Genomic DNA, 24,127 nt, shown 5'->3' with positions numbered 1-24,127 from the left:
CGATCGCCGCGACCGTCTCCGGCGAGGTCTGCCGGGGCATGCGGTGCGGCCGCGAGGAGCGGTCGGCCAGCCCGGCCTCGCCCTCGGCGCGCCAGCGGCGCACCCACTTGTGAACCGTCTGCCGACTGACGCCCAGCTGCTTGGCCACTTCACCGGGCCGGTGACCGGCCAGGACACGGTCGACGATCAGCGTGCGGGCGAACACGGTGGTACGGGCGTTAGCGTGGGCCACGGAGACCTCCGGTTGGCAACGGCGACGTCAAGCACCGCCACTCCTTCCGGAGGTCTCCTTCGTCACCAAGGCGCCACGCCGACCGTCAACAACGTCCCTGGCTACGACAGCTAGCTCGGGTGACCTCTGGGGCCAGGGGTCATTGGGGTCGGCGAGGACGTGGTCCCCGTCGATGAGGCGGACCACCTTGCCCTCGGCCTGGGCCTGCTTGTGAAGGCGCTCGCGCTTGGCGATCCACTTGCGGTATCGGAAGTAGCGGCCGGAGGCCCACCACACGAACCAGACGAAGAGGACCGCCAAGGCGATGGAGGTCCCAATGACCAACACGGCGACGGCTGCTTTGAGCGTCCCAGTGAACGTCAGGTCCGACTCCTCGATGAGTAGCTGAGGCGCGGTGCCTAGGGCGAGCATGAACAGCACGATGCCCGCCCGGACGGCCTTCTCGATGTTCTCCGACCGCCGCTCCGACCGAGACCGGGTGCAGTGGGCCAGCTCGGCCAGCTCCTCTTCGACGGCGGCCCGGAAGTCTTTCCCCATCCCCTCGGGTAGCTCCTTGACCAGGGCGACGTGCCCTCGGACACGGCGCTGGAGGGTCGGCCAGCGGATCAGCGGAAGGGCCGCAACCAGGAGGGGGACGACCACGCCGAGCAGTTGGACCACTACGCGAGGGTAGGGCGGAGCGACGACATGGCGACGCGACCTTGCTCGGTGACCTCGCCCTAGGGGTGGGGAGGACACGCCGTGTCGTGCCGACCGGCGAGGACCAGGGTGCTCGATGACAGCCAGGGTCGGTGCGGTGGACGCGGTCCAGAGCTACCGGGGGCCGACCAGGCCGAGGCTCTTGGGCAACGACGCCCGGCCCTCGTCGGTGAGCTGGCGGCTCAGGTGGCGAAGCGGGCGACGCTATCCCCGTCGGGGTGCGTCCACTTCATCATCGGTCCTCTGGAGGAACCGTGGCGTCTGCCTTCCGCCACGGCGCCGCCGGGTCGCCCAGCATGTCCAGGAGGAGCTGGCACCTGACGGTGGCGGCGCCGACGGCCAGGGGTAGAGGCCGGTCGGCGCCGTCCGCTGGCCGTGGCCCGTTCCGGCAGGCACTCAGAGGCGGCCGGAGATGTCCTCCTCCCGCCGCGTCGTCCGTGACAGTTGAGGTGTGAGGGAACGCCGCCCCCGAAGGGCCCGGCGTATCCCGCCGCGGTCGTTGACCTGGCGATGAGGTTGCGTCACGGTTCCGTGCCGCAACAAGCGCCTCCCCGGAACAGGAACCAGATGATCCGCACCTCTCTTCGCCTGCTTGCCTTCGCCGGCATGACTGCTCTGCTGGCCGCCTGCAGTGGCACAGCAACCGAAGACACCGCCTCCGGCCCCACCCTGCCGGCCGAGGTCTCGGCGAACGCCGAAGAGATGACCGAGCCCGCAGAGCCCACCGGCCCCGACCGGAACGACCGCGGCAACATCGAGAAGCAGCTGGGGGAGGAAGGCGGGATCACCGACGAGGCCACCGGCGGGGCGGTGCTGACCTTCGCGGTCGACGCGATTGCCGTCGACCAGCCGTGCACCTCCGAGTACCCCGAGCCAGCCGAGAACGGCCACTTCGTCGTCATCGACCTTCGGATGGCCACTGCACCGGAGCTGGCCGACTCGTCCCTGGGCGGCTGGTTCAGCGTCAGCCCGTACGACTTCCGGGTCATTGGCCCGGACGGGCTCACCGTTGATGAGCTGGGCACCTTCGCCGCCTACTCCTGCCTTGCCGACACGGAGACGTTCACGTCCGACGCGCTGCGCCCCGCCCAGCAGTACGTCGGCAAGGTCGCCCTCGACGTGCCGATCACCAGCGGCACGCTGATCTACCAGCCGTCGGCGGTCTACGACGGCGGCTGGGAGTGGACCTTCTGACGAGGGGTACGTGAGAAGCCCTCATCCTCCGTGTGCGGGGACGAGGGTCGGTGGCAAGGCCGCCGATCTCAACCGGACTGCCAGCTCGGCGGGACCCAACTGATCTCGTCCGTGTTCTCAGCTGTCGCCAACTGCTTGTCGGTGAGGGACCTGTCAGTCAGTGTCGCCTCGTAGAGGTTGGCGCTGGTCAGGGTCGCCTCGTAGAGGTTGGCGCCGGTCAGGGTCGCCCCGAAGAGGTCGGCGCCAATCAGGTTCGCCCCGAGAAGGTTGGCGCCGGTCAGGTTCGTGCGGCTCAGGTCGATGGGGCGTTCGCCGTCCACGGGATGTCGGCGGCCGAGCACGGTCAGGACCGCCTGGACGTCCTCGGCGGGATGATACGGGGCCGGCGGGGGCGTTCCCCTCGCCAGCAGGACGGGCCGGGAACTATGCGGAGCGTGCTGGCGAACGAAGGCGGCCAGTGTCTCCATGATGGTCGGCTGGTCGGCCGGGTTGTCATGCATCAAGCGTTCGAGGGCGTAGATGCCACCGAGGCGGACCTCAATCTTCTCGTTGCCGAGCTGCTTAACGGCCTTGGAGAACCGGTCGGTGATGTGGCCCTCCCGGCTGAGGCGATAAGTCTCTTGGCTGAGCCGGTGGTTCTCTTGGCCGAGCCGATAGGTGCGGGCGGTGTAGGCCAGACCTCCGGCGGCGCCGATGGCGGCGAGCATGGCCACCAGGCCGGTGCGGGTGTCAGTGACCGCCTTGTGCCGCTCGGCTGGGTTATCGAGCTGGGGATGTCGGGTGAGCACCGACGGCAGGACCCAGACCACGACCACGAGGGCGGCGACGGCCACGACTCCGAGGTAAATCAGGACGGGCAGGCGTCGTTGTTGCAGGCGCTGACGTACGCGCTTGTGCCAGGGGACCGGCTCCCTGTCTGGCCGGGTGAGGTCGCTGGGGTCCTGCTTCTCTGCTCGCCCCGGTACCAGAGCAAGCAGCGCCCCGGCTGCGCCGAGCACGATCGCCAGGCCGCCCCACCACCAAGAGGCCCCCACCGTGGCAGTGTGTCGTGCCCTGACCGACGCGGGCACCCGCGGCTCTCTCGAGCAACGTGGGGAGCGTGTGAACGACGAAGGCCCCGCCCTCCACAAGGAGGACAAGGCCTTCACCAGCTGTGCTCAGGTGGTGTCCTGCTGCTCGGCCTCCCGGCGGCGGAGCAGGTCGGCGATCTCCTGAGCCTCCTCCGGGACGAAGTTGAGCAGCACGCGGCGGCCGTCCATCAGGAGCGACACGCGGCCAAAGTCGTCGCCGGGTAGGTGGTCGATGTGGAGGTCACAAGGCACGGGCTCGGCTCCTCTGAGGACGGAGTCCTGTCCGGGTGAGTGTGGATGAGGTCAGCCCGGCCAAGGAGTCACTCGTTGCTGGCGTTTCTTGGCGATTACCCAGGCACCCAAGGGGAACGGGACCACTTCGATGGCGTCGGCCAGATCACCAGGGTGCTGGCCGGCCGGGCCGACACCGAGCGCCTGGCCAACGCCCTCTACCAGCAGGCCTTCGCTGCGCGCAGCAGCTCGCAGGAGCGCGGGCCTGCTACGACGCCCAGCGCGCCTGCGCCGCCACCCATCACCAGCCCCTGCGGGTCTATCGCCCGACTCATCGGCAGTCTGTACGGCTATCGGCGCCAGCACACCGGCTATGTGGAAGCCCCTCGCCTGGCACGCCGGCTCCTGCCACGAGACCGTTACTCGACGGCTTATAGCCGTGGGATGTCTGAAGCCGCGCTAAAAGACGAACGTTGCCCGACGGCGGTGCTAGTTGCCGGCGGCGCGGTACTGCTCAACGACCTCGGCCTTGATCCGGCCACGCTCGTTCACTTCAATGCCGTTCGCCTTTGCCCAGGCGCGCACTGCGGCCGGGTCGACCTTGGACTGTGTGCGGGTAACTGGCCGGCCCGACTTGCTAAGCTTGCGGGCCGCTTTGACGTAGCGAGATAGCACCTCGCGCAGCTCGGAGGCATTCGCTTCTGTGAGGTCGATCTCGTAGTCACGGCCGTCGAGCCCGAAACGGACCGTGGTGTCCGCGGCTTCATCGGTCAGGTCATCCACCAGTACAACGCTTGTCTTGGTTGCCATGCCAACATGCTCCGGTCATCGACGGAGAAGTCAAGTAGGCCCATCGGTCAATTGCCCCTATTGAGGTGTCCAGAGCTAGCCTCAAAGGGCAATGACGGGCGTCGTTGTGCCCAAGGCCTTCCAGGAAGCCTTCGCACACGCGCGGTGTCAAGCAGAGACATGTTCATTTCCAATGCCGCCTATCCGGCGACATGTGCACCACCAAGTACGCCCCGGACATGAGCTGGCGCAGTCGCTATCTGATGCCAGACCTGACGGTGGCTGGCCACGAACGCATCAGTGTTGTCGATCAAGCCATGCGCGTCGTCGAGGCGGTGGAACTCCAGAAGCACCAACCCACAGGACTACGACGATCCCTCGTCGTCCGAACCGACAGTGTCTTGAGGCAGCGACTCGGGTCGTCGCCAGGCCCAGGGCACTTCGCCCCTGTTCTGACGCACGGCCCACCGAGGACACTCGATGACCCAACGTCCCTTCTAGGGGGAGGTAGACGTGCCTGAGTACCGGACTATGGCCGACAAATTCAGGGAAGACTTCTTCGGCCTTCCCCCGAAGCCGTCCACGCGCGCGCCGTACAAGACCTTGGCGGACAAGTTCGACGAGGACTTCAACGATCTGCCTCCTCGGCAAGCCGACCCGCGGTACAAGACCCTGGCCGAAAAGATGGCAGAGGAGCTCTGGGCGGCTAGGCACCGAGCACGCCACGACGGTTGACGCCGCGGCCGAGGCTGAACCCAAAATCTGGAACCTCCTGAACAACCGCCACAGGGCTGCTCATTGGGTCGCCGTGCGTCTTGCACGGCTATATCAAAGCTGGTCGAAGGTCCGCGCCTGCCGTGATGCAGGGGCCGTTGGCTGGCTGCATGACGGGCCTGCCCCCGGTCGTCCTACTACTCGAGGAGCGTCGCCTTTATCGCTGGCGGCCAGGACGGGCTTGATGAGCAGGCTCTCGACCTGCTCGGGGGTCAGGAGGACTTCGGCGGTGCCGGTGGTCAGGGTCATGCGTGCGACTCCGAGAGGTCGAGCCCCGGTGAGCGGGTGACTCCCGCGGGCCACGGACCCTCAGGTGCACCGCTGGCGCGTTGTGTCAGGCCCGGCATCAGATCCCAGATCAGAGACGCTCGAATCCAACTTGAATTGTACCCATGTCACCCGATAGGAAGCGATGGAGATCTTTCTCATTCTCCGTCTGACTTCTGCGGTTCCGCGCCCTCCTCATTAGTCGACCGCCCTGAAGGAGGATTTGCTAGGTGCCGAAAGCGATCGTGAAGGAGATCGGGCCACCAGTTCGACGCTTGCTCACATGGCATTAAGAAGGCCAGGTTGGTTTTCCCTGTGCCCTGCCCACCCACTACTGGGGCGAGTGGTGCCCCCTCGGTTATCGCTCTCGACACCACGAGAGCCAATGGGGACCGAGGAAGGTCACGTATTAGCGTCAGAATCTCTTCGAGCATCTCATACTCACTTCGTCGCGGCAGGGCCGCGGCAGGTGCACTCTCCGTGATTTCCACCAGCGAGTCCTCAAGCCAGGGCCACTGAATCTCGAAGAGGTAATTGACGACACTTGATTCGATCGGTTCACCCATCAGCTTATTCAAGCTAATCACCATGCGAGAGACGCCATCGCGGGTCGGCATGGTGTGTTGGAACTTACCGAGCGGACGAGGGACATCCGCAGGGCTGAGGCCGATAAGAACGGTCATCACGCGAGAGTGGCCCACGGCCTTGCCGATGGCCCCGGCCTCGTAGTGCAACCACGTCGACGCAAGATTCTCCGGGGTCAGAACGCAGATTCCAGCATTTGTTTCCTCAAGGCGCTCATCTAGTTCTTCTTCCCAGCGTCCGCCTGGTTCTAGGTCCTCGGTAGACATCCATGGATCGATCTGCCCTGGCAGCACCCGCTTCAGCCACTCATAAAGCTTTCCCGCAGCCCGGCGGCTGCGGTCCCCGGACCAACTGATGAAAACCCTCATCTGCGGCCCCTCCCGGGGTCCTGACGCGCGTGCTCGGAAGCGTAGCCCTGGACTGGCGCCGGCACGACCAACAACGACTGCCCCGGCAGGGGGCCGCTCACAGGCCGCCACAGCCCCTAGTCATGCCCGCGCAGGACGGCTCCCCAGGTGATGCCGCTGCCCTGGTCGACTGACATTTGGCGGCCCTGACCGAAGCTTCGCGAGGGCACGGCCGCCCCCTTGGCCAGCCCTGGCCGGGCGGCGATCAGCTCGGCGGCGACTGTCTTGACCTTGGTCGGGTCGACCATGCCGTCGTCGTTCAGGACGTCGGACAGCCTGCCGAACAGGACCAGGTCGCCGGGGTCGTGCAGGTACTCGGCGGCCAGCCGGGTGACTTCGGCCTCCTGCAGGTGGGCGACGCGCTCGGTCAACTCGGCGACCTGGGCGCGGGCCTCGTTGCGCTCGCGCCGATACCGGGCCTCCCGGCGGCCGGGGCGCTCGTCGTCTCGGTCCTCGTGGTCGGCCTCGGCGTCGTCCGTGCGCTCAGCGGCCGCCTGCCGGGCCTGGCGTGTCGTCGTAGTCAGCGGTCCCCGTCATGGCGTTCTCAGTCATGCTGCGCTCCCCTTCCTCTCATCCAGTGCCGCCGGATCACGCCCGGCGGCACAGGCGTGACGTGGGTCCACGGCTCGATGACGGCCGGGTCGGTCCCGACGGCGACCAGCAGGGTCCTCTCGGCGTCGGTGACCGGCCGGGCGAACGGCCCGAGCCACCCCGCCGGACCCCGTCGCCTCAACAGCTCCTGGTCGTCGCCCAGGACCAGTTCCAGCAGCAGGGCTACTGAGGCGGCCATGAAGGCCATCGCGGACCTGTTCGATGCCGGTCGCGAACTTGTGGCGGCTGCAGCGAGCGCTGGAGCGTCCGCACTTCCTGATGGAAGCAGTCCATGACGGAGTCCATCGAGCGTGCCGCGGCCGCCCTGGGGATCTCATCACCTTGGCCAGCCTCATCACTCGGCCGAAGTACGGTGAGGTCGCCGCGCATGAGTTCTCGAACTCGCAGTCCGCAGCCTTCCTCACCGCCGAGGTCGACTCATGCCGGTCCAGCTGCCACCTGAGCCCGTTCTGCGCCGGACGGCCCTCGCTCGTCTGCCGCTCCCTGCCGGCAGGTGGCTCGTCGCGCCCGGCCTGGAGGGCATTCCGTTCGCTGACTGCCCCGTGCTCGACGGGTCGGGCGACGTCACAGCCGTCTACCCGGTGACGGGATACCGCGAAGGGCATCCGTTGGCTTGGTCAGGCCAGCCGCCAGGGAGAGCTGCTCTTTGGCCGGCTCGCTGACCACGCCGGCGACCCCGGCAAGCGCGCGGCCTTTTCGACGGTCCGCTACCTGCACCTGGACGACTACACCCCCCCGCGCAGCCCTGGACGGCATCGAAGGCCGCTGCGCCGACCTCCTGGCGCTACGCGGGGTCATGGGTCGGCCTCAGTGGCCAGCAGCCGACGGGTGGGCGAACCTGGTCGCTTAACTCAAGTCGCGCGAGGCGGCCTCGGTGTGTGTTGCACGCCGACGGCCGCCTCGCGCCCCGCACGGCACCGCGGTTCACGAGTCATCACTACCCAGATGGCGCGGGACGCCGACCCAAGCACCAGCCGGGCGAGGGTGAAGCTGCCCCTGAGAAAACTCCGGACCACCAAGTTCAGGTACGGCGCGCCGCAACGAGCCCCCTCCCTGCTCCTAGCTATGCACAACACTGCGGGAGAGCCCCAGTTCGCCGACCATCAACGTCGGCATGACCCCCACCCAGCTCACCTGGGTCAAGCCCATGATGATCGCTCATTCACAGCGGCACCTTACCGAACGGCGGCCCGCAGGTCGGCCGCAAGCTGCTCATCGGAGGCGGGAGGAAAGCAATGGGGACCCGGGACAAGATTCGTGAGATTCTTGGGGCTCCTCATGGAGAGGTCCTGTCAGGCCTCACCATGCTAGGCGTTCTGGTGTACTCGGTCAGCTGGTTCGCCTACCGAGGCATTTATGGAGAGCTCGGCCTTGAGGCCAAAGATGTCGGCCTCACGTATTCATCCATCCTGACCTCCGCAGCACTCGGTATCGTTATGCTACTGGCTGCGTCCCTCCTTGTTCTTCTGGCTATTGGCCTGATATATGGCACAACGGAGGTCGACCCGCTGTTCCCCTCGGCTCCGATATCCCTGCAACTGCTCTACCGGCTGGGGTCAGGGATTGCAGTGTTGCTCCTTCTCAGGGGAGGTGTGTACATCGCTACGGACGTAACGGAGCCAATCGTCGACGTCCTCCCAAGGATCAGGAACGGACTCCTTGACACCCTTGTGCACGTGGCGGCATTTATCGTCTTGCTGCTGCTTTACCTCTCGCTGATCGGTGGAGCAATTGCCGTGGCGCCCCGGGTGCTGGGACCGGTCGCTCGGCGGGCCCGAAATTGGCTCTCTGAGACACTACCCCTGATCCTAGTGATCCTTATCGCGGCGCTTCCCTTTGCGGTGATCATCGGTCCCTATCAATTGGGTCGTCAGATCGGCGAGGAGATACGTGAGGGGAAGACGACCGGCCTTGTGGACTCGTTGGTGATTCGGTGGCTCTTAGACGTACAGGTAGAACGTGTCAATATCGCATGGTTAGGTGAACGCGGCCGGTGCAATGCCATGCCGACGCGCGACATCCTTTATCTTGGCGCAGCCGATGGGACGACTATCCTCTATGACCCCGACACTCATACCGTCTGCAGGACGCCCACCAGCTCGGTCCAGGTTGTGAGTACAGCCTAGCACTGCGAGCATTGGAACGGACGCGCGGCCAGCCGAATCAGTGGGCAAGGCAAATTCGCTCCGGCGGCACGGTCTGCAGGCGCTTGCCGCCGCCCCACTTGTGCTGCACCGAGGACTCGACCTTAGCCATCGACCCGCGGCCGTCGTTGCACAATAGTCGCCGACACAGGAAGCCGGGCCACCACTGACCGTCATGCTCGACAAGGATTGCGTCAGGTAGGTCGTACTGGTGTCCCTCGAGCAGCCGGATGCCGGCATGCTCCTTCATCACGTAGGCGCGAGGTGGCGTTTGGCCCGGCTGCGCCAGACGGCGTGACGAGTTGGCATCAATTGCCAAAGCGGTGTGTTGGCGATCCTGACCTGGTGACCTTCACCGCGCCCTCGGCGTGCCCGTAAGCCGACGAGGGGAGAGCCACCCTGGCGCTGCGCGGTCAATTGCGGGGCTCACGGCTGCGGCCATCGAGGCGCCCGACTGGTCAACCCTGGTCATCGCCCGGCCCTGCAGAGACCGTCGCCGCGCGCAGGCGAACCTGGTGGGTGCCTCCCGTCGAGAGCATTGCCGCATGGGTCGACCGCGACGCCCATCTGCCGCAATACTGCTTCGCGGCCGCCTCATTCCAGGGGGAGCTATGGCCGATGATGCAGGCCCAGTCCAACCCCGCCGGCCTCAGTGGTGGGAGCGCGTACCCAGACCTTGGCTCTGGCCTCTGGCGGCCCTCGCCGCGGTCGCGCTCGTCCTGTTCGTGCTCTTTGTGCTCTGGTGGGGCCCGTGGCTCTTCACTCGAGAACCCGACTATGGGCTCACCGCGGAGCAGGAGCTCAAGGCCAAGAGCGATGTCCGCACGGCCCTCGTGCAGGCCGTCGGTGGGCTCGCCGTGGCTGGCGGTTTGATCGTCACCTACCGCACCTACCTGCTGAACCAGCGCGATCAGGAGAACCAGCGACGAGAGCGGCAAAGGGCCTTCGACCAGAATCAGGAGGACTTGAGACAGCGGTGGAAAGAGCAGGAGCGCACCTACGAGCTGAACGTGTCTGCTCTGGTCACAGAGACGTATACCAAGGCCGTTGAACAGCTCGGCCACGACGAGGCCCCGGTCCGGCTGGGGGCGCTGCACTCCCTCGAACGCCTTGCCCAGGACAACCCTCCGCGACGGCAGACCGTCGTTGATGTGCTGTGCGCCTATCTGCGATTGCCCTACACGCCCTCGAATCGGCATTCTTCTGCAGGCGAATCCAACGCCAGTCCCGTGGGCTCTGGAGAGAACAAGGGGCGCGACGCCGCCCAGGAACTCCAGGTTCGTCAGACTGCACAACGCCTTCTTTTCGACCATATCCGCCGCCCACATGGCTTCTCTGAGGGGTCGTTCTGGCCCGGCATGAGCGTGGACCTCACCGGCGCAACCCTATATGATGTTGACCTGACGGGCGGGTCAGTCTCTAGTGCCTCTTTCAGGGGAGTGACCTTCCTGGGTGGGGCAGACTTCAGCCATGCCAATTTCGAAAGTGAGGCAGACTTCAGCGAGGCAGTCTTCACGGGAACGGCTGGCTTCTGGAGCGCACATTTCACCGTCGGCGCAAGCTTCGTCGGAGCGACCTTTCGCGAGAGAGTTTTCTTCCACAATGCACGGTTCGTGCGCGCTGCGGCGTTCCACCGAGCCCATTTCGAAGGGGATGCCGAGTTCGAGTACGTGATACTCGAGGGCGGGGCTGCCTTCAATGATGCCGTCTTCTCTGGAGCTGGACATTTCAAGAGAGTCAGCTTCCCTTTCGGTGCGTGGTTCACTGGGGCCAAATTCGAAGGGGTCGCCGCCTTTATCGATGCAGTCTTTAACGGCGATGCGTTTTTCAACGTGGCAAACTTTACCTCGGACGCATGGTTTACCGGCGCGGAATTCCATGGCGATACTCGGTTCAGTGGTTCCGTGTTCTGCAGGAGCGCTGGTTTCGTTGATTGCCAGTTTCTTGGCGCAGTCCGCTTCGTCAATGCGGCATTCGGCGGCAACGCGGGATTTGGCAGGGCCCGCTTCTCCAGTATTGCCCTCTTCGCGCAGGCGTCCTTCTCTGCCCCTATATCCTTTCGCGGGGCGAAAGTTCTCCACGTCGACGATCCTGACCTTAATAGACAAGCGCGTCGCGAGTGGCCTGACGGCTGGATGCTTCGCAAGGATGAGAGTGACCCGACGCAGGGCACGCTGGTCTGGGGTGACGGCGGGGAGGCGGCCGGGCCGGTCGAGGCTCCATCGGCTGCAACTTGATATGCCCGCGCAGTCGCTGTACTGGGTTTGGGCGAATGAAGCGGAGTTGCATTCCACACCTCCGCTGATGAGTATGACGTAGTCGAGGCCCGCCGGGCCAGCCGTGCTGTTCGTGGCAGTTCCTGCCGACGCGGCTGAACAAACTTCAGGCCTCGTTCAAGCGGAGTTGTCGAGCGGGAACTTGACCGGGCCCATCGGTTGTAGTCCTCCGGCCGGGGTGGCTGTACGGGTGCAGCAATGTATTTCGGCCATTGGAAGTCGGTCCGCCGGATCGAACGTCCGCAGCCGGGTCGGCGGCTCGGGGATGCTGCGGTCCCGATGCGGGCGTCGAAGCCTGGCGTTCGGCTCGTCCGCTCTTAGCCGCGACGACCCAAGGCGACGCGGCGCCGAGTGTGGCATCTCTCTTCTTGTGCACCAGGGTGCACGTTGCCGCCAAGCCTTGTCTACGACCGTCCGCGAGCCCTAGGTGGTTGGGGACGTCCAGCGAGCGTCATCGCTGGTCGAGGCTATGTATCGGATTACTCCGGGACGACCGGAACGAATCCTGTCGGTCATGCCGCCTATGGTGATGGACGTCGGCGCGAGCCCGGCCGACTGCCCACTGCGACGGAGGTAGCCCGTGTCGACCAGCAAGCCCGGTGGCCCCCCGGACGGCCTGCCGGAGCCGGACAGCGACGAGATCCGGCAGATGTTCTCCAACCGGGAGACCCGCGAGGCGTACCGGTTCCTCTACGAGCGCCGCAGCGGGCCTCTCCCGACGATGGGGGAGTGGGTCGCCGAGGCGGAGAGCGTCCTGGGTAAGGCCAACGTGCACACCCAGCGGCGGCTGCGCGATGTGCGGGACTACTTCATCGTCTCGACGCGGAAGGTCGGCTCGGACTGGGTCTACCAGCTCGAGGGGCGCAAGACGGACGCCGCTGCAGACGCGGGCGCCAAGATTTCCCCGCGCCTGCAGGCGGAGGTCTTCACGGTCAAGGGGCGGTTCTGCGCGATGTGCGGGCGCGGTCCCGCCGACGGCGTGAGGCTGCAGATCGACCACATCATCCCGCGGTCCTGGGGCGGGGAGACCACGGTGGAGAACCTCGAGCCGCTGTGCGTGGCGCACAACCACGGCAAGCAGGCCTTCTTCGAGTCGCTGAACCCCTACGCCGATGCGATCACCCGGGCGATCAAGCTCGAGACGCCGTGGGAGCGGATCGGCGAGCTGCTCATCGCGATGCGGGAGATTGGCAACCGGGTGCCGGCCGAGCTGCTGCCGATCGTGGGCCTCGAGAGCCACAAGGGCGACCCCGCCCGCCGCCTTCGCGACCTGCGCGTGGTGCTGGGCTGGGCGATCCGCGTGTACAAGCGCCGCGAGGGCCGAGCCACCGTCGTGGAGTACGAGCTGATCGAGGCCAAGCCGTGGCCGCCGGAGGGCCCCAAGGAGGCCGTCAACCGCTATGAGCGAGAGCGAAAGCGGCGCAAGGCCGCGCAGCGGTGCGGGGACGACCGATAGCTCGGAATGCGCCAACCGCGGTGCGGCCAGTCGGCGCTGCCGTCGGTGGACCCGTAGCCGTGGAAGTCCCCTGGCCCTGGTTACTCCAAAACCTTGGATGCCCGGGCATCGTCGAGGAGATCGAAACGCAGATCTGCGACGACCTGATTCAGGGTGATTACCCCTCGCAGCTTGTTGACGTAAGTGCGGAGGTCGCTCCAGGCGTCCCAGCCAATGTTTGCTGGGTTGCCCCGGATGTTTACGGTCGCCGGTTCGTCCGGTTCGTTACTCAGGTAACCGATCCGATACCGCTCGAGTTCGCCGCAGAGGTCGATGATCGTAGAAGCGTCGATTCTCAGTCGACGTTCGACTTCGAGCGCGCTGATCTCATAATCCGTCGCAGACGTCCAGCCCGACAGATCCTTTGCGTGGTCGAGCACGGTGACGACGAGTTCCCTGGCCTCCGGCGTGAGCTTCGCCAAAGCGTCTGCCAGCTGATTGAACCCCTGGATCGACTCGTCAAGTTGGTCCGCGTCCAGGTCGTTCCACTCGTCCATGATTTCCGAGAAGTCGCTCAGGCTGAGGCAGTACCGTACGCGAGGGACTCCAGTCGGCGCGGCCGACGCAAAGGATAGAGCTCCTCGACGTGCTCGAAGTCGCTTTAACTTGGCTACGTCAAGCGCAATGGCTGCCCCGACCTCGCGACGGAGGCTCGGAGCAGAGTTGTAGTCCTTGGTCAGTCCGTCTGCGCGCAGTTGGGAGATGTAATCCTTCAGCCGTACATACTCTGCGGGATTCAGATTGTTGGGCAGCGGCTTGGTGCAGACGAGAACGTGGACATCCTTCCCCATGTCGGTGGCTAGCGCAATCTCCTCGGCTGTCCCGGACGATGCCCGGGGTGTCGCTGTGCCAAGTTTCGAGTGAAGGAGTCCGATGACAATATCGGCACTTTCAACCTGTTGGTGATTAATCTGTTGCTGCCCATCGCCGCCCTGCTGTGCGACGGCTGATTCCCAGCCGACTGGCAAGAGCACGATCTGCTCATGCGCCGCGTTGTGGTCGTTCCACTCGAGGATTACTTGGGCTACCGTCTTGCGATCACGTTGAACATCGCCAGGCGACGCAATGAACACTCGGAGAACGTCAGCGGAGAACGGCACGTCGCCACGTTGTCACAGCCCGGCTGCCGGAGCCAGGCGACACCCCGGGGATCGGGGTTCACCGCCTTCCTAGCACCGCCTTGACGAGGGCTCAAGAGCGCGGCCGGGTCGGCGCTTCGCGACCTCCTCGTGTCGGAATCGGACAGGGCGGGGTCTTAGTTGTCCAGGGGTTGACTTCGCGCAGACCTGCGCCAGGTCCGCAGGCGAACCACGGTGAGTCAGCGCAACTCCCACGGGCGGTCAGCTCTCCATGTGCGGCCGCAGGTGCCTCGCGATGGCATGGGCGAGACCAACCGGCACTGCGTTGCCAATCTGCTTAGCCACCTGAATCTTCGATCCGCACCAGAGGAAGTTGTCGGGAAAGTCCTGCAGCCGCGCGGCTTCCAGGTGTGTGATCGGGCGGTTCACCCGTTTCGTAGGGTCCACGGCATCCCACTGCGGATGCAGGTACTGCCCCTTCTCAGGCTTGAAGAATTCGGTGCGGATAGTGAGCGACGGAGCATCCCAGCGCATGCGACCCATAACATCTGTGGTGCCGCTCGCCTTATTGCGCCAGCAGGCCGACTGCAGTTCGACGGGCAGGTCGAACCGCCCTCCGCCGGGAGGGATGTGGTCGTATCGCTCAAGAGACATCGGCTGCGCATTTCGGCCCACGTGAATATCGAGGCCCTTGAAGACGCCCGGCACCGTCTGGCCAAAGAAGGTTGCGGTGGACCTCGGCAATCCAGTGGTGCTGGGGAACGGCGGGAGGTCGGCAATCGCGCTGCGGACAGTCTCCCATGGCCTCAGGCCGCTGACCGGGGTCTTAGCGTGGGTCGGGGTAGGTAGGCCGATCCGGCCGATACGAGAACCGATGACGATGGCGCGGGGTCGGCGTTGGGCCACTCCATAATCGGCGGCGAGCAGCACGCCCCAGGATAGTTGGTAGTTCTGAATCACTCCGTAGTCGGCCTGGTTGAGAAGCATAGCGAACTCGCTGCTGGCTGGGAACCGCTCGACATTCTCCACGACGAAAGCCTTGGGCTGCACACGCTCGATGACGCGCAGGTACTGCTTCCACAATTTGTTGCGTGGGTCGTCGACGTTCTTGGTGCCGAGGTTGGAGAATCCCTGGCATGGTGGTCCTCCAATCACCACGTCGGCTTCCGGAAGGACCTGCGCATCAACCATCTCGATGTCGGCCCACACCATGTGCTCTCCACCGAAGTTGGCGGCGTACGTGGAGGCCGCGGGGAGGTCCCACTCAACCGCGCACACGGGCTCAAATCCGGCTTGAACGAAGCCGGCGGTCATGCCGCCGCAGCCGGCGAAGAGGTCGATCACGGTGGGGGAGGGCACGAGGCGGAGGTTAGGAGATGGCACCGACAACTTCCAGCTCGCCTAGAGCCAGCGGGAACGGTGGGGCCAGTGAAGACAAAGTGACCGGTTCCCCTGAACGGGCAAAGGGCAGACGGCCCTGGATGGGCTGACCTCTACATGGCGTGCTGCAACCGGCGCAGGTGCCGGGGTGGCACCCCACGTAACTCTGAGCCTATCCACCGAAGCTCAGTGCGGCCCCTGCTACCTCAGCGCCTCAGCCTGCTGAAAATTAGCCCACATTAGTTCGAGGACTGCACCTGCGGGCCGGTGCGCCGGTTCCTGCGGCGCGGCCAGCGGGGTCCCGTCGAGCACCTTGTACTCGGTGAAGTGCAGGGATCGTGACACCACTACGCGCCGCGACGCTGGGTCGATGGCAAGCAGCTGCAGGTCGAGCAACGTGTGGATGTCTGCTCGGAGCAGTAGGCCGTTAGTCACGGTGTTGGAGCTGGGCCCCCGGTACGGGCGCAGGTGTGCGGCCTCGAGCACCGCCTCGGCGGCGCAGCCGGTGATCGCACATCTGGCGTCGTAGGCCTTGAGCAAGGCGCGGCGGAAGGCTGGCTGGCCGCGGCGGCTGACGATCTCCCGGTAGGTGCGCCGCCGGGCTTCGTAGTCATCGGACGGCGGATCGGCGGGTGCCTGCCTCTCGGCTTCGGCTTCTGCGTCGGTGAGCAGCACGTCAGCCGCGGTGTCACCGCGAGGTCCCGCCGGCCCCTCGAGGCTCTCGAAGAAGAAGTATCCGTCCTCCCAGCCCACCGGGTAGGCCAGGCCCAGAACCCGGTACTGGGGACGTCGGCCGATCGGCGGCTCCTCGATCAGCACACCGACGGGCACACGGTCACGGATGCACGCCATCAGGCCGCGGTTGGTGAACAGGCGGTCGCGCTGCTGCGGGTCCGGCCCCTCCTGGTGGTAGGCGAAGAACCAGCTCCCGTCTGCCCTGTTTCTCACGCTGCCGTCCAGGTAGGGGCTGTCCCGCTTGATCTTGATGCTGAGCGCGTACTCGAGGTCCCTCGGCTTGTAGATCCCCTTGGGGGTGGAGACGAGGAACGCGCCGTCCTCCATGCGGCCTGGGAAGCCGGTCACCTGGCCGGCGCGCTCGGCGAACCAGGCGAGACGGCGCTGATGGCCAGCCTCGAGTTCTTCAAGGCCTAGAGCAGGTGGTGGGACGGTCACGAGGCCAAAGGTGACAGGCGCCGAGCGCGATGCGTGGCGCCACGCCGACGAGCCCGAGGCCAAGGACTTTCGTGGTGCCTCGCTTCACCCCATTCAGCGATGACGCCCACCGATGCCCTCCGAACCTGCGCGCGGCCTGCCGATTGCCTGCCTGACGGTCTGTAACGCGCTTCAGGCAGGGGCACCCATGAAATCCGCGAAGCTGGGCCGGTGGCGCCGCCCCGACTCATATGACGTGAGGCTCCTGGAAGGCCCCGAATGGGAAGCCGTTCTGCCTGGCGCCGCAGGGGAGGACCATTGCATCGTGCGCGTGGGCCGCGAGTGTGATGGCTTCCGCTATGCATGCTGGTGTGGGCGAGAGCTGGACGAAGTATGGAACGCAGAAATTGCGCTGCCGGGATCTTTTCCGGAGCTCGAACCGTGGTATGGCTGCACCCGGGCTCACGCGATTGCGCAGATGCCACTCGATTATCCGGCGATCGCTGCTGTCTTTGATGCCCTCGCTGGGAAGTGGCGGGGGTGGGGCGATGAGGCCGGATCTTTCGAGCAGGCCGCTGCCAAGGCGTCGTGGTTGTCATCGCAGCCCAGTCACATGCGACGGATTGCGCTGGACATCTGGCGCCATGCCCCCGGCCTCGGCGTGGACGCCATGGCGGAGGTGACCGCGGCGGCCACCACCTGAGCAGAGCGCAGGCCCGCAGTGTGGAGGAAGGCGATCCCTCGGCGATCGCCCCGCAACTCCGCGAAGGTAAGTCAGGGGCCCGCTTGATCGGGGCCTGTCCCGCTTCTGGTGCTGATGTGGGCCTTCGTTGCCTGCCCGCCTGGAGCCGCGGGTCAACCCCGACCCCTGTTCGCTGGAGTAGCGACGACGGTGGCCACGGTCAAGCGCTCGTCAATGGCGACGTGTAAGAGTTGAAGGGCCTCGGGGTCGCGGTTGCGCTTCCAGGCCCGGTAGAGGCCATGAATGGTTGCACCTGCCGCCGCGCCGCGGACGTCGCCGGGGAACGGCGGCGGCCGAGTTGACTAACTCGGCACGGAAACGCTGCCGACACGGATGCCATCTCGGCGCTGGTACCGCTCCTGATGCGGAGTGCCGCGTCGGCTCGCGACCTTCACGATGATGTCTGAGCCCGCTAACGGGACGACCGTGCCGATGGCCCGCCTGAAGTCCCGACCCGACTCGATGGTCACGGTGTCGCGGACCCTACTGAGATACGACAGGGCGTCGTTGACGGCTACTTCGCCGGCCAGCGGCAAGATCACGGGACCAGCGTGCCAGGCCCTCGTCCTCAGCGCGTGCAGGGAACACCTGACGCTTGAGGCGCCGGAGGTCAAGCCCACCTTCTTCTCGGTCGCCTGCGGTACCCCGTCGCGGCGGCTGGAGATCGCAGCGCCGCACAGATGCCGCGCCCACACGGCCACCTTTGCCGCACGAGCTGTTCCCTTATGAGCTTAGGGTGAGCCGGCTCGGTCACCGGCAGCACCAGGAGGATGACCGGTGCCGCAAGTGTCAGGGGCTCACTCTCCGGGGACCGACCGCCAGAGTGCCTGCGGACGGGTTGCACCCTGCCCGTTGCGACCTTGCCAGTCAGCCAGCACCTGGATTAGGGCACTATCCTGTTCGGACCTGACACAGGGGGCATCGATGCGGGGCTTCTTGCTCTCCGCCGGGGCGACCGTGATTGTTGTTGCCGGCGCCTTGACCGTCATAACCCTGGCCACCTATAGGAACTGGTGGCTTATTGCTGCATTAGGAGGGATAGCCCTTCTGATCTCTGAGCTATATAGGAAAGCGTCGCGGACGATACCTCGGCCAGGCCTGCCCACCGTGAATATCGAGCTCCGCAGACCCGACGACCGCGTAGTCCTTTCGGCTGGCACCCTTGAGCCGCCCAGCAGGCTGGCCGACGAGGATGTCGAACTGTTAGTTGCGCGTGTAATCAGTGGCCTATCCGAAAGCCGGTCCGACACCCAGCGAACCGACGCGTGGGCGCTCGCCCGCCAGTCGCTCGCCGCTACTGTCCGAGAAGGCAACGTAGCGATAGGAGGTCCTTCGCAGATGCGCCAAGGAAGCGTCGCGACGGTCGCCGTTACGATCTCCCCCGACCCGGCGGCCGGAGATGCCTTGCGCAAGGCGCTTAGCAAGTATGAGCAAGTGTCAGCGCAGGCGAGTCCCGTGAGTCCCGTCATGCGAGTTATGTGCGACGGCGACGGCTTCACTGTCAAAGCGCTGTCCGCGGAGGATCAACTTACAATCGATGGAGCAACTTGGACCTTTCGAGTACGCGCCGAACAGTCAGGACGACGAAGCCTGGTAATAACCGTCCAGATGAGGCTATCAACTGACGGAACCTGGATTTCCCGCCCCGCGCTAAGCCATGAAGTGCACGTCACCGTCGCGCCGGCGTTCGTCGCCCGGAGATTTATTGGCGACAATTGGCAGTGGGTCATGGGTGTTGCCTTAGGCGCCGCCGGGACGATCACCGCATGGCAGAAACTATTCTGAGGGTCTGGGAGGATGTGCCGCGCTACAGACCGCCGTCTCAGTTCTAGGCCTTACCCGTGGCTCAAGTGCACGGCCAAACTCGCCATACGGGTCGGCGAGAAGCCGGGCGTACCTCATGCCGTGCGCACGAACCTGCGCCCGCCGTTGCGACCCGATGAGTCCCACGATCAATCACCGGGACAACTGCGACTGGTCCGTTCTCGCGCTACCGAGGCTCGTCGGCGTAGAGGAACTCCGCGCTGCCCACTGGGTCCACCAGGATGCGCCTCGGCCCGTCAGTGAGACCTGTGCTTACAGCGACCCGGCGCCGTTCGGGTCTGGCCACCCTTGCCCGGACCAGGGAGACCACCCGGCCGAGGCTGTCCGCCAAGTCCTCACCCTCGACGCGGTGCTGCACCCCCGCGAGCACTACGTCGATCCGCTGCGGCGAGCGGACCGTGGCCTGGACCTCGAGCGGCGGGTCCCACGGGACCGCCAGTGCGTCGCGCACATCCGTGAGGCCGGTATGCACGGCGGTCCTGCGCGCGCGGGTGACGAGGCGGAGCTGGGCGTCGAGAACCGCCTGCGCCTGCACGGGGCTGAAGTCGTACACCTCATGCAGTCGGCGAATGGCCTCGTCGTCGTCCTCGCAGGCCGCAAGGAGAGCGACCAGCTGGCCGGGCTCAGCCAGGACCCGCGACAGAGCGCTCAGGACGGCGAGGCGGGGCTCGTGGCTGGCGTCGTCGCGCGTCACGGCGCGGATTGTGCTCGCCTCGGCCCCCTGCGACGACCGGTTGCACTCCACCGTCAGCCGCATCCGTCACACCTCCGCCGGCGAAGGCTGCGCCGCTCCTCCCGTCCGCCCGCGAACGCCCCTGCCGACATCCGGCAACGCGGCGGCCCGCAAGGTCACCCAGACAGGTGCCGCGGGGCCGGGTGCGGGCCCGGCGCCGATGGGGGGAGAGGGGCCGGGGCCACCGACTCGGCGGCTACCCGGGAGAGCGGCTCACGCCCGGCATCGGCACTCGTTCACCGGCGGCCAGCCGTCACTGCAGCACCCTTCGTGCGCGCCGTCCAAGCAGCCTTGCCTCTCACGCTTCCTGCTGGGGCGCAATGACACAAGTCAGCACCGCATTCCGGCCAGACTAGCTTCTGGAGGGTCAGCCGTTATCGAGGCCTGGTGGCTCTTGAATGCTCTCAACTGGCACCGCTCGGAGTCGCCTGCTTTCAACATCAACTGAATAGCTGTGATCGTAGCGCAAAGCACTTCGATCGACCGATAGTATTGCCAGTGCCTCTCGGTTCAAATCGCCTAACTTGATTGCCAATTGGATAGCGCCCTCTTCCAACTCTGAGTCACTTGGCGGTTCCGCCCCGGGAGCGATTGTCACATGATGAACGTGAACGACATCACCAGAGTTCTGATCGTAGATTGCGTAAGTCTTTTCGGACATGGAGCTAGCCCTTTCGTCTAGTAATGCAGGATGTACACCGATCGGGCGGCGACATCGTATGCGCGAATCGCGAATGCGACGCTAGCTATATTGGATCCTTTGTAGCTTGCAACCTCGCTGTCGTCGATGTTGACGCCATTGACCTCCGTAATCCAGGACCACACGGTTCCACCTGGCGGGACGCCGGGCGGGGAGGTCTTGTATAGGAGAGCCAGACCTGTCACGGCTGTGACCTCACGAGGAGCCTTCAGATACTGCGTTGTCGAACCCACGACTCCCCGGGGTGCGTCCACGGACCCAATGGCAATTCCCACAGCAACCACCGCTCTCAAGCTTGTAGAGCTCCATTTTTCATGACCGACTCTAGTATTCGACCATGCAAACCGACTGGGAAAATTCCAGTGCTGTTCCGGCAAGGGCAAAGGCAACGTCGGTAACGTTCGCGTGCTCCCAGGCCGAGGTGAATGGTGCGATGAAATTGGCCCCGTTGTAGGCGAAAATGTAGGCGTCGACCATCCAATGTGGCGCCTTCTCTTGAGGAGAGAGGATCGATACGAAGGTAGTGGCGTATACGTAGGAGGAGGTCGGCAGCACTACCCTATGTGAAACAGTGGTGTATCCGACTTGCGCGATCTCCGCTATCAGGATAGCCATGACCAGTCCCTTACTCCATTTGGATACATGACGCACTGCACTAGAAGTTCACGATGCACACACAGCGTGCAGAGACGACTCCGACCCCAAGGAGGTTGAAGGTGACAGAAGTTACGCCATCCTGTTCCCATGTCGGCGTGTTTTGATTGATAGGCACGCCGTTGGTGGAATGAACGTACGCCCCCACGAGATAGCCCCAGTTTGGCGGGGCGAAGGTAGTGACAGCAGCTATCAAGGTAGTCGCGTATATGTGGGACGGACCTGGTAGCAGAATCGTCACCTGCTTATTTGATGGGTCCTTGGCTGATGGGGGAGGATCGAGAGTTATGGAGCCGATTCGGACCGCCATTCCGTCTTCCTCCCAACGGGTCAATAGGCGGAATATGCGACCACTGTCGGCAGCGATCGCGGTTCTCGATTGCCGGGTCGCGCTGAAGGCTGCAGAACGGAGCGACTGCGGGGTCTGGGTGCGGGTTCAGTCAGTACATCACTGCGCCCGTCACCGCGGTGTCACGAGGTTGTCACTCCCGTCGGCGCCCAGGCCTGGACCATGAAGGCCGAGACGACCGCGCCCGTCCTGCTGCCTAGCCGCCTACGCCGGAGACGCAACGTCACCCCGCAATGACTGCGAAGGCAGTTGTCTCAGCCAGCGCGGCCGCCGGAGGCTACGGCTTCGCTCGATCAGTGCGACTCTCTCAATCCGCGTGGCCGCAGGTGACTTAAGACCTCATGCATGGCCAGCGGCGGGCGGCCGCTGAGTTGTTCGGAGCTGCGGTGATCACTTTGCAGCGCCGACCGGGAGAGCTCCCGGGTGGTGAAGCTGCTACGCCCAGCTTCGTACCGCCGCCGCTCATCCGGCAGCTGCGTGACCTGACCCGCTGCCGAGTCGACCTGCTCGCCGCCCGGACGGCGGAGAAGTAGCCGGAGGAGAACCTGGTCTGGGACGCGCCGACAAGCTCTCCGTGCTGTCCAGCGAGCCGTTCGGGGTCTCCGGCCGGACGATCATGGCCACCCTCGGCGTCGGCGAACGCGACCCCGCCGCACCTCAGCTGATGCGTGAGCGTCCTATCCGATGGGCGAATGCTTCGTGACGTTCATGGTCGTCCTGGCCGATGCACGCGTTGAACTTCCCGAGCCTGTACGCGGGACCGGCGCTGGTGTCTTCAATCTCGATGACGAAGTCCTTGCTGGGGTGGGCGATGCGCCGTTCGAGCTGGATGGCGTCGTAGGGCACCATCAGCTTGCTCAGAATCGCTGATGGGGTGAGGTAGCCGTCCGCCTCTTTGAGGACGCGGTACACGGGGTCATGCATGGTGGCGCTGGCCAGCTCCGGCATGTCATGAGGCTCACCGGCGTGCTCAAGGGCCCGCATGCTTGCGCGGCCCACTGCCTCTGCGACCGGTGGCGGGAAGGCATTGCCCACCTGGCGGTACTGAGCTGTCTTCCGGCCGGCCAGCTCCCAGCCCCATGCCTCGCTGAAGCCCTGGAGCCGGGCCGCCCTCGGCACGGTGTCGGGCAGCTGATGGCGATCAGTCACATGAAGGTGACTCGCGTGGCCAGGTCGCGGCAGGTTCGGATGTCCGAGCCAACGTCGCGCGGTCTTTGCATGCGGCGGTCGACCTCGTCGACGCACGGCGGCCCGTCGCGGATCCGTTGCATCGAGACGGCGCACTTATGTCGGTCTTCGTGGCTTGCTGGGGGGCACCTGGGGATCCGAAAGCGCGAGGCCTGTGCCTCCTCAGCCGGCATCAGCTCTTGCTGGAGCACTCCGAGACTTCGTCCATCAGGGTGGCCACGCTTCATGGCGCCCGGCCCAGATGAGCGTTCCGCGGTGGCCGCTTCTCGCCGGGGCTCGCCTGATGGTGTGACTTGACGCGCCCCGGAGTTACCACGGTAACCAAGGTCGACCAAGCTTCGACTCTCCGGCGTCACTTCTCGCCTCGCGTCCTCACACGTCTGCCCTGGAGACCCATGTCCGCGCCACGTCAGCCCTACGACTACGAAAGGGCCAAGGCCCGCGGTGCTCGCCAGGGGGAGGCCATCGCTGTTCTGCTGCTGGTCGCTGCTGCAGCCTTCGCGATTGGCAAAGGTATGAGCTCCCGGGAGCAGTCCCGGGACTGCACTCCTCAGTCCGCGGCCTTCTATCTTCGAGAGGGCCTCGAGGAGGATCTGCAGAAGTTGCTGGACGTTGGCTGGCGCGATGATCCCAACGACGGCCTCGAGGCCATCTATCCCCCGGGCTGCCTGGAGGGATAGACCTTTTCTCCGAGCTCTGTAGATGGGACCTCGACGAAGCGGCTGCCCGGGCGCAACGCATCCGGCGGCTAGTCAGTTCAGCTGATGCGTGAGCGCCCCACTCGATGGGCGAACGCCTCGTGCCGTTCGTGCTCGTCCTGACCGATGAAGGCTTTGAACTCCCCGAGCTTGTAGGCGGGGCCAGACCTGGTCTCCTCAATGTCGATGACGAAGTCCTTGCTGAGGTGGGCGATGCGCCGCTCGAGCTGAATGGCGTCGTAGGGCACCGTCAGGTTCCTCAGGATGGCCGCCGGGGTGAGGTAACCGTCTGCTTCCTTCAGCAGGCGGTATACGGGGGCGTGGAGGGTGGCGCTGGCCAGCTCTGGCATGTCGTGGGGCTGGCCGGCGTGCGCGAGTGCCCGCATGATCGCGCGGCCCACTTCCTCCGCGACCGGTGGCGGGAAGGCGTTGCCTACCTGGCGGTACTGAGCCGTCTTCCGACCGGCCAGCTGCCAGCCCCACGCCTCGTTGAAGCCCTGGAGCCGGGCGACCATTGGCACGGTGAGCTTTGGGGAGCTTCACGTCCCGGTGCGGGCTGTCTGGTCCCGGCGCCTCATCGGCCACACTCATCGCATCGGCGCCGAGCTCGCGCCAGGCCCGCTTGGCCCGGGTCGGGCCGAGGTCAGCCCCGCCGTGCCTTTTGCTGCGGCCCACCAGGGTCGAGGCTATGTCGCCGGCGACCCCGACCCACTCGTCGACGTGCGGCCAGCCGTTCGCCCCCATCAGGTCGCGCAACGTCTTACCGACTGACATGCGGACAGTCAGTTGGGCCCACTATCAGGCGGCTGGATGCAGCGAACTTGACGATCCGGGCTGACTGTGGCGAGGGCGG

Annotated in this window: 25 protein-coding genes and 1 pseudogene; 8 read left to right on the top strand and 18 right to left on the bottom strand. The window is 65.4% G+C overall.

The features are described 5' to 3' along the window. On the bottom strand, nucleotides 1-232 hold a 232-nt coding region (locus BLS21_RS15120; protein ID WP_139177144.1), incomplete at its 3' end, for a leucine zipper domain-containing protein. A gap of 27 nt (nucleotides 233-259) precedes the next feature. Continuing rightward, nucleotides 260-892: a hypothetical protein gene (locus BLS21_RS15115; protein WP_091219878.1), complete on the bottom strand. Its 633-nt coding sequence runs from the start codon at nucleotides 890-892 to the stop codon at nucleotides 260-262. 606 nt (nucleotides 893-1,498) lie between these two features. On the opposite strand from BLS21_RS15115, the gene BLS21_RS15110 reads away from it, so the two are divergent. Continuing rightward, a complete protein-coding gene (locus tag BLS21_RS15110; RefSeq protein ID WP_091219874.1) occupies nucleotides 1,499-2,125 on the top strand; it encodes a DUF4352 domain-containing protein in 627 nt (208 codons plus the stop codon). A gap of 68 nt (nucleotides 2,126-2,193) precedes the next feature. Here the strand turns inward: BLS21_RS15110 and BLS21_RS15105 are convergent, their stop codons facing one another. The 3 genes from BLS21_RS15105 to BLS21_RS15100 form a co-directional block, all read right to left on the bottom strand. Then, the gene (locus BLS21_RS15105) at nucleotides 2,194-3,159 is read right to left on the bottom strand and encodes a pentapeptide repeat-containing protein (protein WP_091219871.1); all 966 of its coding nucleotides are present in this window, start codon (nucleotides 3,157-3,159) and stop codon (nucleotides 2,194-2,196) included. Between the two features lie 123 nt (nucleotides 3,160-3,282). Continuing rightward, on the bottom strand, nucleotides 3,283-3,447 hold the full coding sequence (locus BLS21_RS25190) for a hypothetical protein (RefSeq protein WP_175479575.1): 165 nt from the start codon (nucleotides 3,445-3,447) through the stop codon (nucleotides 3,283-3,285). 468 nt (nucleotides 3,448-3,915) lie between these two features. Further along, nucleotides 3,916-4,236 carry a histone-like nucleoid-structuring protein Lsr2 gene (locus BLS21_RS15100; RefSeq protein WP_091219869.1) on the bottom strand — a complete coding sequence of 107 codons (321 nt, stop codon included), beginning with the start codon at nucleotides 4,234-4,236 and terminating at the stop codon, nucleotides 3,916-3,918. Between the two features lie 492 nt (nucleotides 4,237-4,728). On the opposite strand from BLS21_RS15100, the gene BLS21_RS15095 reads away from it, so the two are divergent. After that, nucleotides 4,729-4,950, top strand: coding sequence for a hypothetical protein (locus tag BLS21_RS15095; RefSeq protein WP_091219867.1), 222 nt, complete (start codon nucleotides 4,729-4,731; stop codon nucleotides 4,948-4,950). Nucleotides 4,951-5,414: 464 nt separating this feature from the next. On the opposite strand, the gene BLS21_RS15090 is transcribed toward BLS21_RS15095, so the two are convergent. The 3 genes from BLS21_RS15090 to BLS21_RS15080 form a co-directional block, all read right to left on the bottom strand. Further along, nucleotides 5,415-6,209 (bottom strand): toll/interleukin-1 receptor domain-containing protein, encoded by a 795-nt coding sequence (locus tag BLS21_RS15090; RefSeq protein ID WP_091219864.1) that lies wholly within the window; start codon nucleotides 6,207-6,209, stop codon nucleotides 5,415-5,417. Nucleotides 6,210-6,325: 116 nt separating this feature from the next. Then, a complete protein-coding gene (locus BLS21_RS15085) occupies nucleotides 6,326-6,619 on the bottom strand; it encodes a hypothetical protein (RefSeq protein ID WP_091219860.1) in 294 nt (97 codons plus the stop codon). A 173-nt stretch (nucleotides 6,620-6,792) separates the two neighbouring features. Beyond that, nucleotides 6,793-7,038 carry a hypothetical protein gene (locus BLS21_RS15080; protein WP_139177142.1) on the bottom strand — a complete coding sequence of 82 codons (246 nt, stop codon included), beginning with the start codon at nucleotides 7,036-7,038 and terminating at the stop codon, nucleotides 6,793-6,795. 1,057 nt (nucleotides 7,039-8,095) lie between these two features. Between BLS21_RS15080 and BLS21_RS15075 the strand changes: the two genes are divergently transcribed. Beyond that, the gene (locus BLS21_RS15075) at nucleotides 8,096-8,986 is read left to right on the top strand and encodes a hypothetical protein (RefSeq protein ID WP_091219855.1); all 891 of its coding nucleotides are present in this window, start codon (nucleotides 8,096-8,098) and stop codon (nucleotides 8,984-8,986) included. A 37-nt stretch (nucleotides 8,987-9,023) separates the two neighbouring features. Here BLS21_RS15075 and BLS21_RS24680 read toward each other — a convergent pair whose 3' ends face one another. Next, complete coding sequence (locus BLS21_RS24680; protein WP_139177140.1) at nucleotides 9,024-9,257, bottom strand: hypothetical protein; 234 nt, start codon at nucleotides 9,255-9,257, stop codon at nucleotides 9,024-9,026. A gap of 472 nt (nucleotides 9,258-9,729) precedes the next feature. Here BLS21_RS24680 and BLS21_RS15070 point away from each other — a divergent pair, with 472 nt between their 5' ends. Further along, nucleotides 9,730-11,241, top strand: a complete 1,512-nt coding sequence (locus BLS21_RS15070) for a pentapeptide repeat-containing protein (RefSeq protein WP_175479574.1) — start codon at nucleotides 9,730-9,732, stop codon at nucleotides 11,239-11,241. A 619-nt stretch (nucleotides 11,242-11,860) separates the two neighbouring features. Continuing rightward, the gene (locus BLS21_RS15065) at nucleotides 11,861-12,736 is read left to right on the top strand and encodes an HNH endonuclease (protein ID WP_217636140.1); all 876 of its coding nucleotides are present in this window, start codon (nucleotides 11,861-11,863) and stop codon (nucleotides 12,734-12,736) included. Nucleotides 12,737-12,816: 80 nt separating this feature from the next. On the opposite strand, the gene BLS21_RS15060 is transcribed toward BLS21_RS15065, so the two are convergent. The 3 genes from BLS21_RS15060 to BLS21_RS15050 form a co-directional block, all read right to left on the bottom strand. Then, nucleotides 12,817-13,875 carry a DUF4062 domain-containing protein gene (locus tag BLS21_RS15060; RefSeq protein ID WP_091219848.1) on the bottom strand — a complete coding sequence of 353 codons (1,059 nt, stop codon included), beginning with the start codon at nucleotides 13,873-13,875 and terminating at the stop codon, nucleotides 12,817-12,819. 240 nt (nucleotides 13,876-14,115) lie between these two features. Then, nucleotides 14,116-15,198 (bottom strand): DNA cytosine methyltransferase, encoded by a 1,083-nt coding sequence (locus BLS21_RS15055; protein ID WP_091219966.1) that lies wholly within the window; start codon nucleotides 15,196-15,198, stop codon nucleotides 14,116-14,118. Nucleotides 15,199-15,435: 237 nt separating this feature from the next. After that, entirely contained in the window at nucleotides 15,436-16,407 is a 972-nt protein-coding gene (locus tag BLS21_RS15050) for an HNH endonuclease (RefSeq protein WP_139177138.1), read from the bottom strand. 187 nt (nucleotides 16,408-16,594) lie between these two features. Between BLS21_RS15050 and BLS21_RS24675 the strand changes: the two genes are divergently transcribed. Further along, nucleotides 16,595-17,089: a hypothetical protein gene (locus BLS21_RS24675; RefSeq protein ID WP_139177136.1), complete on the top strand. Its 495-nt coding sequence runs from the start codon at nucleotides 16,595-16,597 to the stop codon at nucleotides 17,087-17,089. Between the two features lie 341 nt (nucleotides 17,090-17,430). Here the strand turns inward: BLS21_RS24675 and BLS21_RS24670 are convergent, their stop codons facing one another. Further along, entirely contained in the window at nucleotides 17,431-17,670 is a 240-nt protein-coding gene (locus BLS21_RS24670) for a hypothetical protein (RefSeq protein WP_139177134.1), read from the bottom strand. Nucleotides 17,671-18,052: 382 nt separating this feature from the next. Between BLS21_RS24670 and BLS21_RS24665 the strand changes: the two genes are divergently transcribed. Then, nucleotides 18,053-18,913: a hypothetical protein gene (locus BLS21_RS24665; protein ID WP_139177132.1), complete on the top strand. Its 861-nt coding sequence runs from the start codon at nucleotides 18,053-18,055 to the stop codon at nucleotides 18,911-18,913. A 205-nt stretch (nucleotides 18,914-19,118) separates the two neighbouring features. Here the strand turns inward: BLS21_RS24665 and BLS21_RS15035 are convergent, their stop codons facing one another. The 4 genes and pseudogenes from BLS21_RS15035 to BLS21_RS26340 all read right to left on the bottom strand — a co-directional run. Further along, nucleotides 19,119-19,709, bottom strand: coding sequence for a hypothetical protein (locus tag BLS21_RS15035; protein ID WP_091219834.1), 591 nt, complete (start codon nucleotides 19,707-19,709; stop codon nucleotides 19,119-19,121). Nucleotides 19,710-20,709: 1,000 nt separating this feature from the next. After that, nucleotides 20,710-21,000 carry a hypothetical protein gene (locus BLS21_RS15030; protein ID WP_091219831.1) on the bottom strand — a complete coding sequence of 97 codons (291 nt, stop codon included), beginning with the start codon at nucleotides 20,998-21,000 and terminating at the stop codon, nucleotides 20,710-20,712. Between the two features lie 1,045 nt (nucleotides 21,001-22,045). Then, nucleotides 22,046-22,336 (bottom strand): hypothetical protein, encoded by a 291-nt coding sequence (locus BLS21_RS25930; RefSeq protein ID WP_245700438.1) that lies wholly within the window; start codon nucleotides 22,334-22,336, stop codon nucleotides 22,046-22,048. Nucleotides 22,337-22,387: 51 nt separating this feature from the next. Next, nucleotides 22,388-22,507, bottom strand: a pseudogene (locus tag BLS21_RS26340) (DNA cytosine methyltransferase); the annotation flags it as partial. Between the two features lie 464 nt (nucleotides 22,508-22,971). On the opposite strand from BLS21_RS26340, the gene BLS21_RS15015 reads away from it, so the two are divergent. Next, on the top strand, nucleotides 22,972-23,256 hold the full coding sequence (locus tag BLS21_RS15015; RefSeq protein ID WP_091219823.1) for a hypothetical protein: 285 nt from the start codon (nucleotides 22,972-22,974) through the stop codon (nucleotides 23,254-23,256). Between the two features lie 77 nt (nucleotides 23,257-23,333). Here the strand turns inward: BLS21_RS15015 and BLS21_RS25590 are convergent, their stop codons facing one another. Continuing rightward, entirely contained in the window at nucleotides 23,334-23,795 is a 462-nt protein-coding gene (locus BLS21_RS25590; protein WP_281241941.1) for a DNA cytosine methyltransferase, read from the bottom strand. Between the last annotated feature and the right edge of the window lie 332 nt (nucleotides 23,796-24,127).

Source organism: Geodermatophilus siccatus (genome assembly GCF_900103785.1).
GTDB lineage: Bacteria > Actinomycetota > Actinomycetes > Mycobacteriales > Geodermatophilaceae > Geodermatophilus > Geodermatophilus siccatus.
The sequence above is the reverse complement of the archived record's forward strand: the minus strand, read 5'-3'. Positions and strand labels throughout refer to the sequence as shown.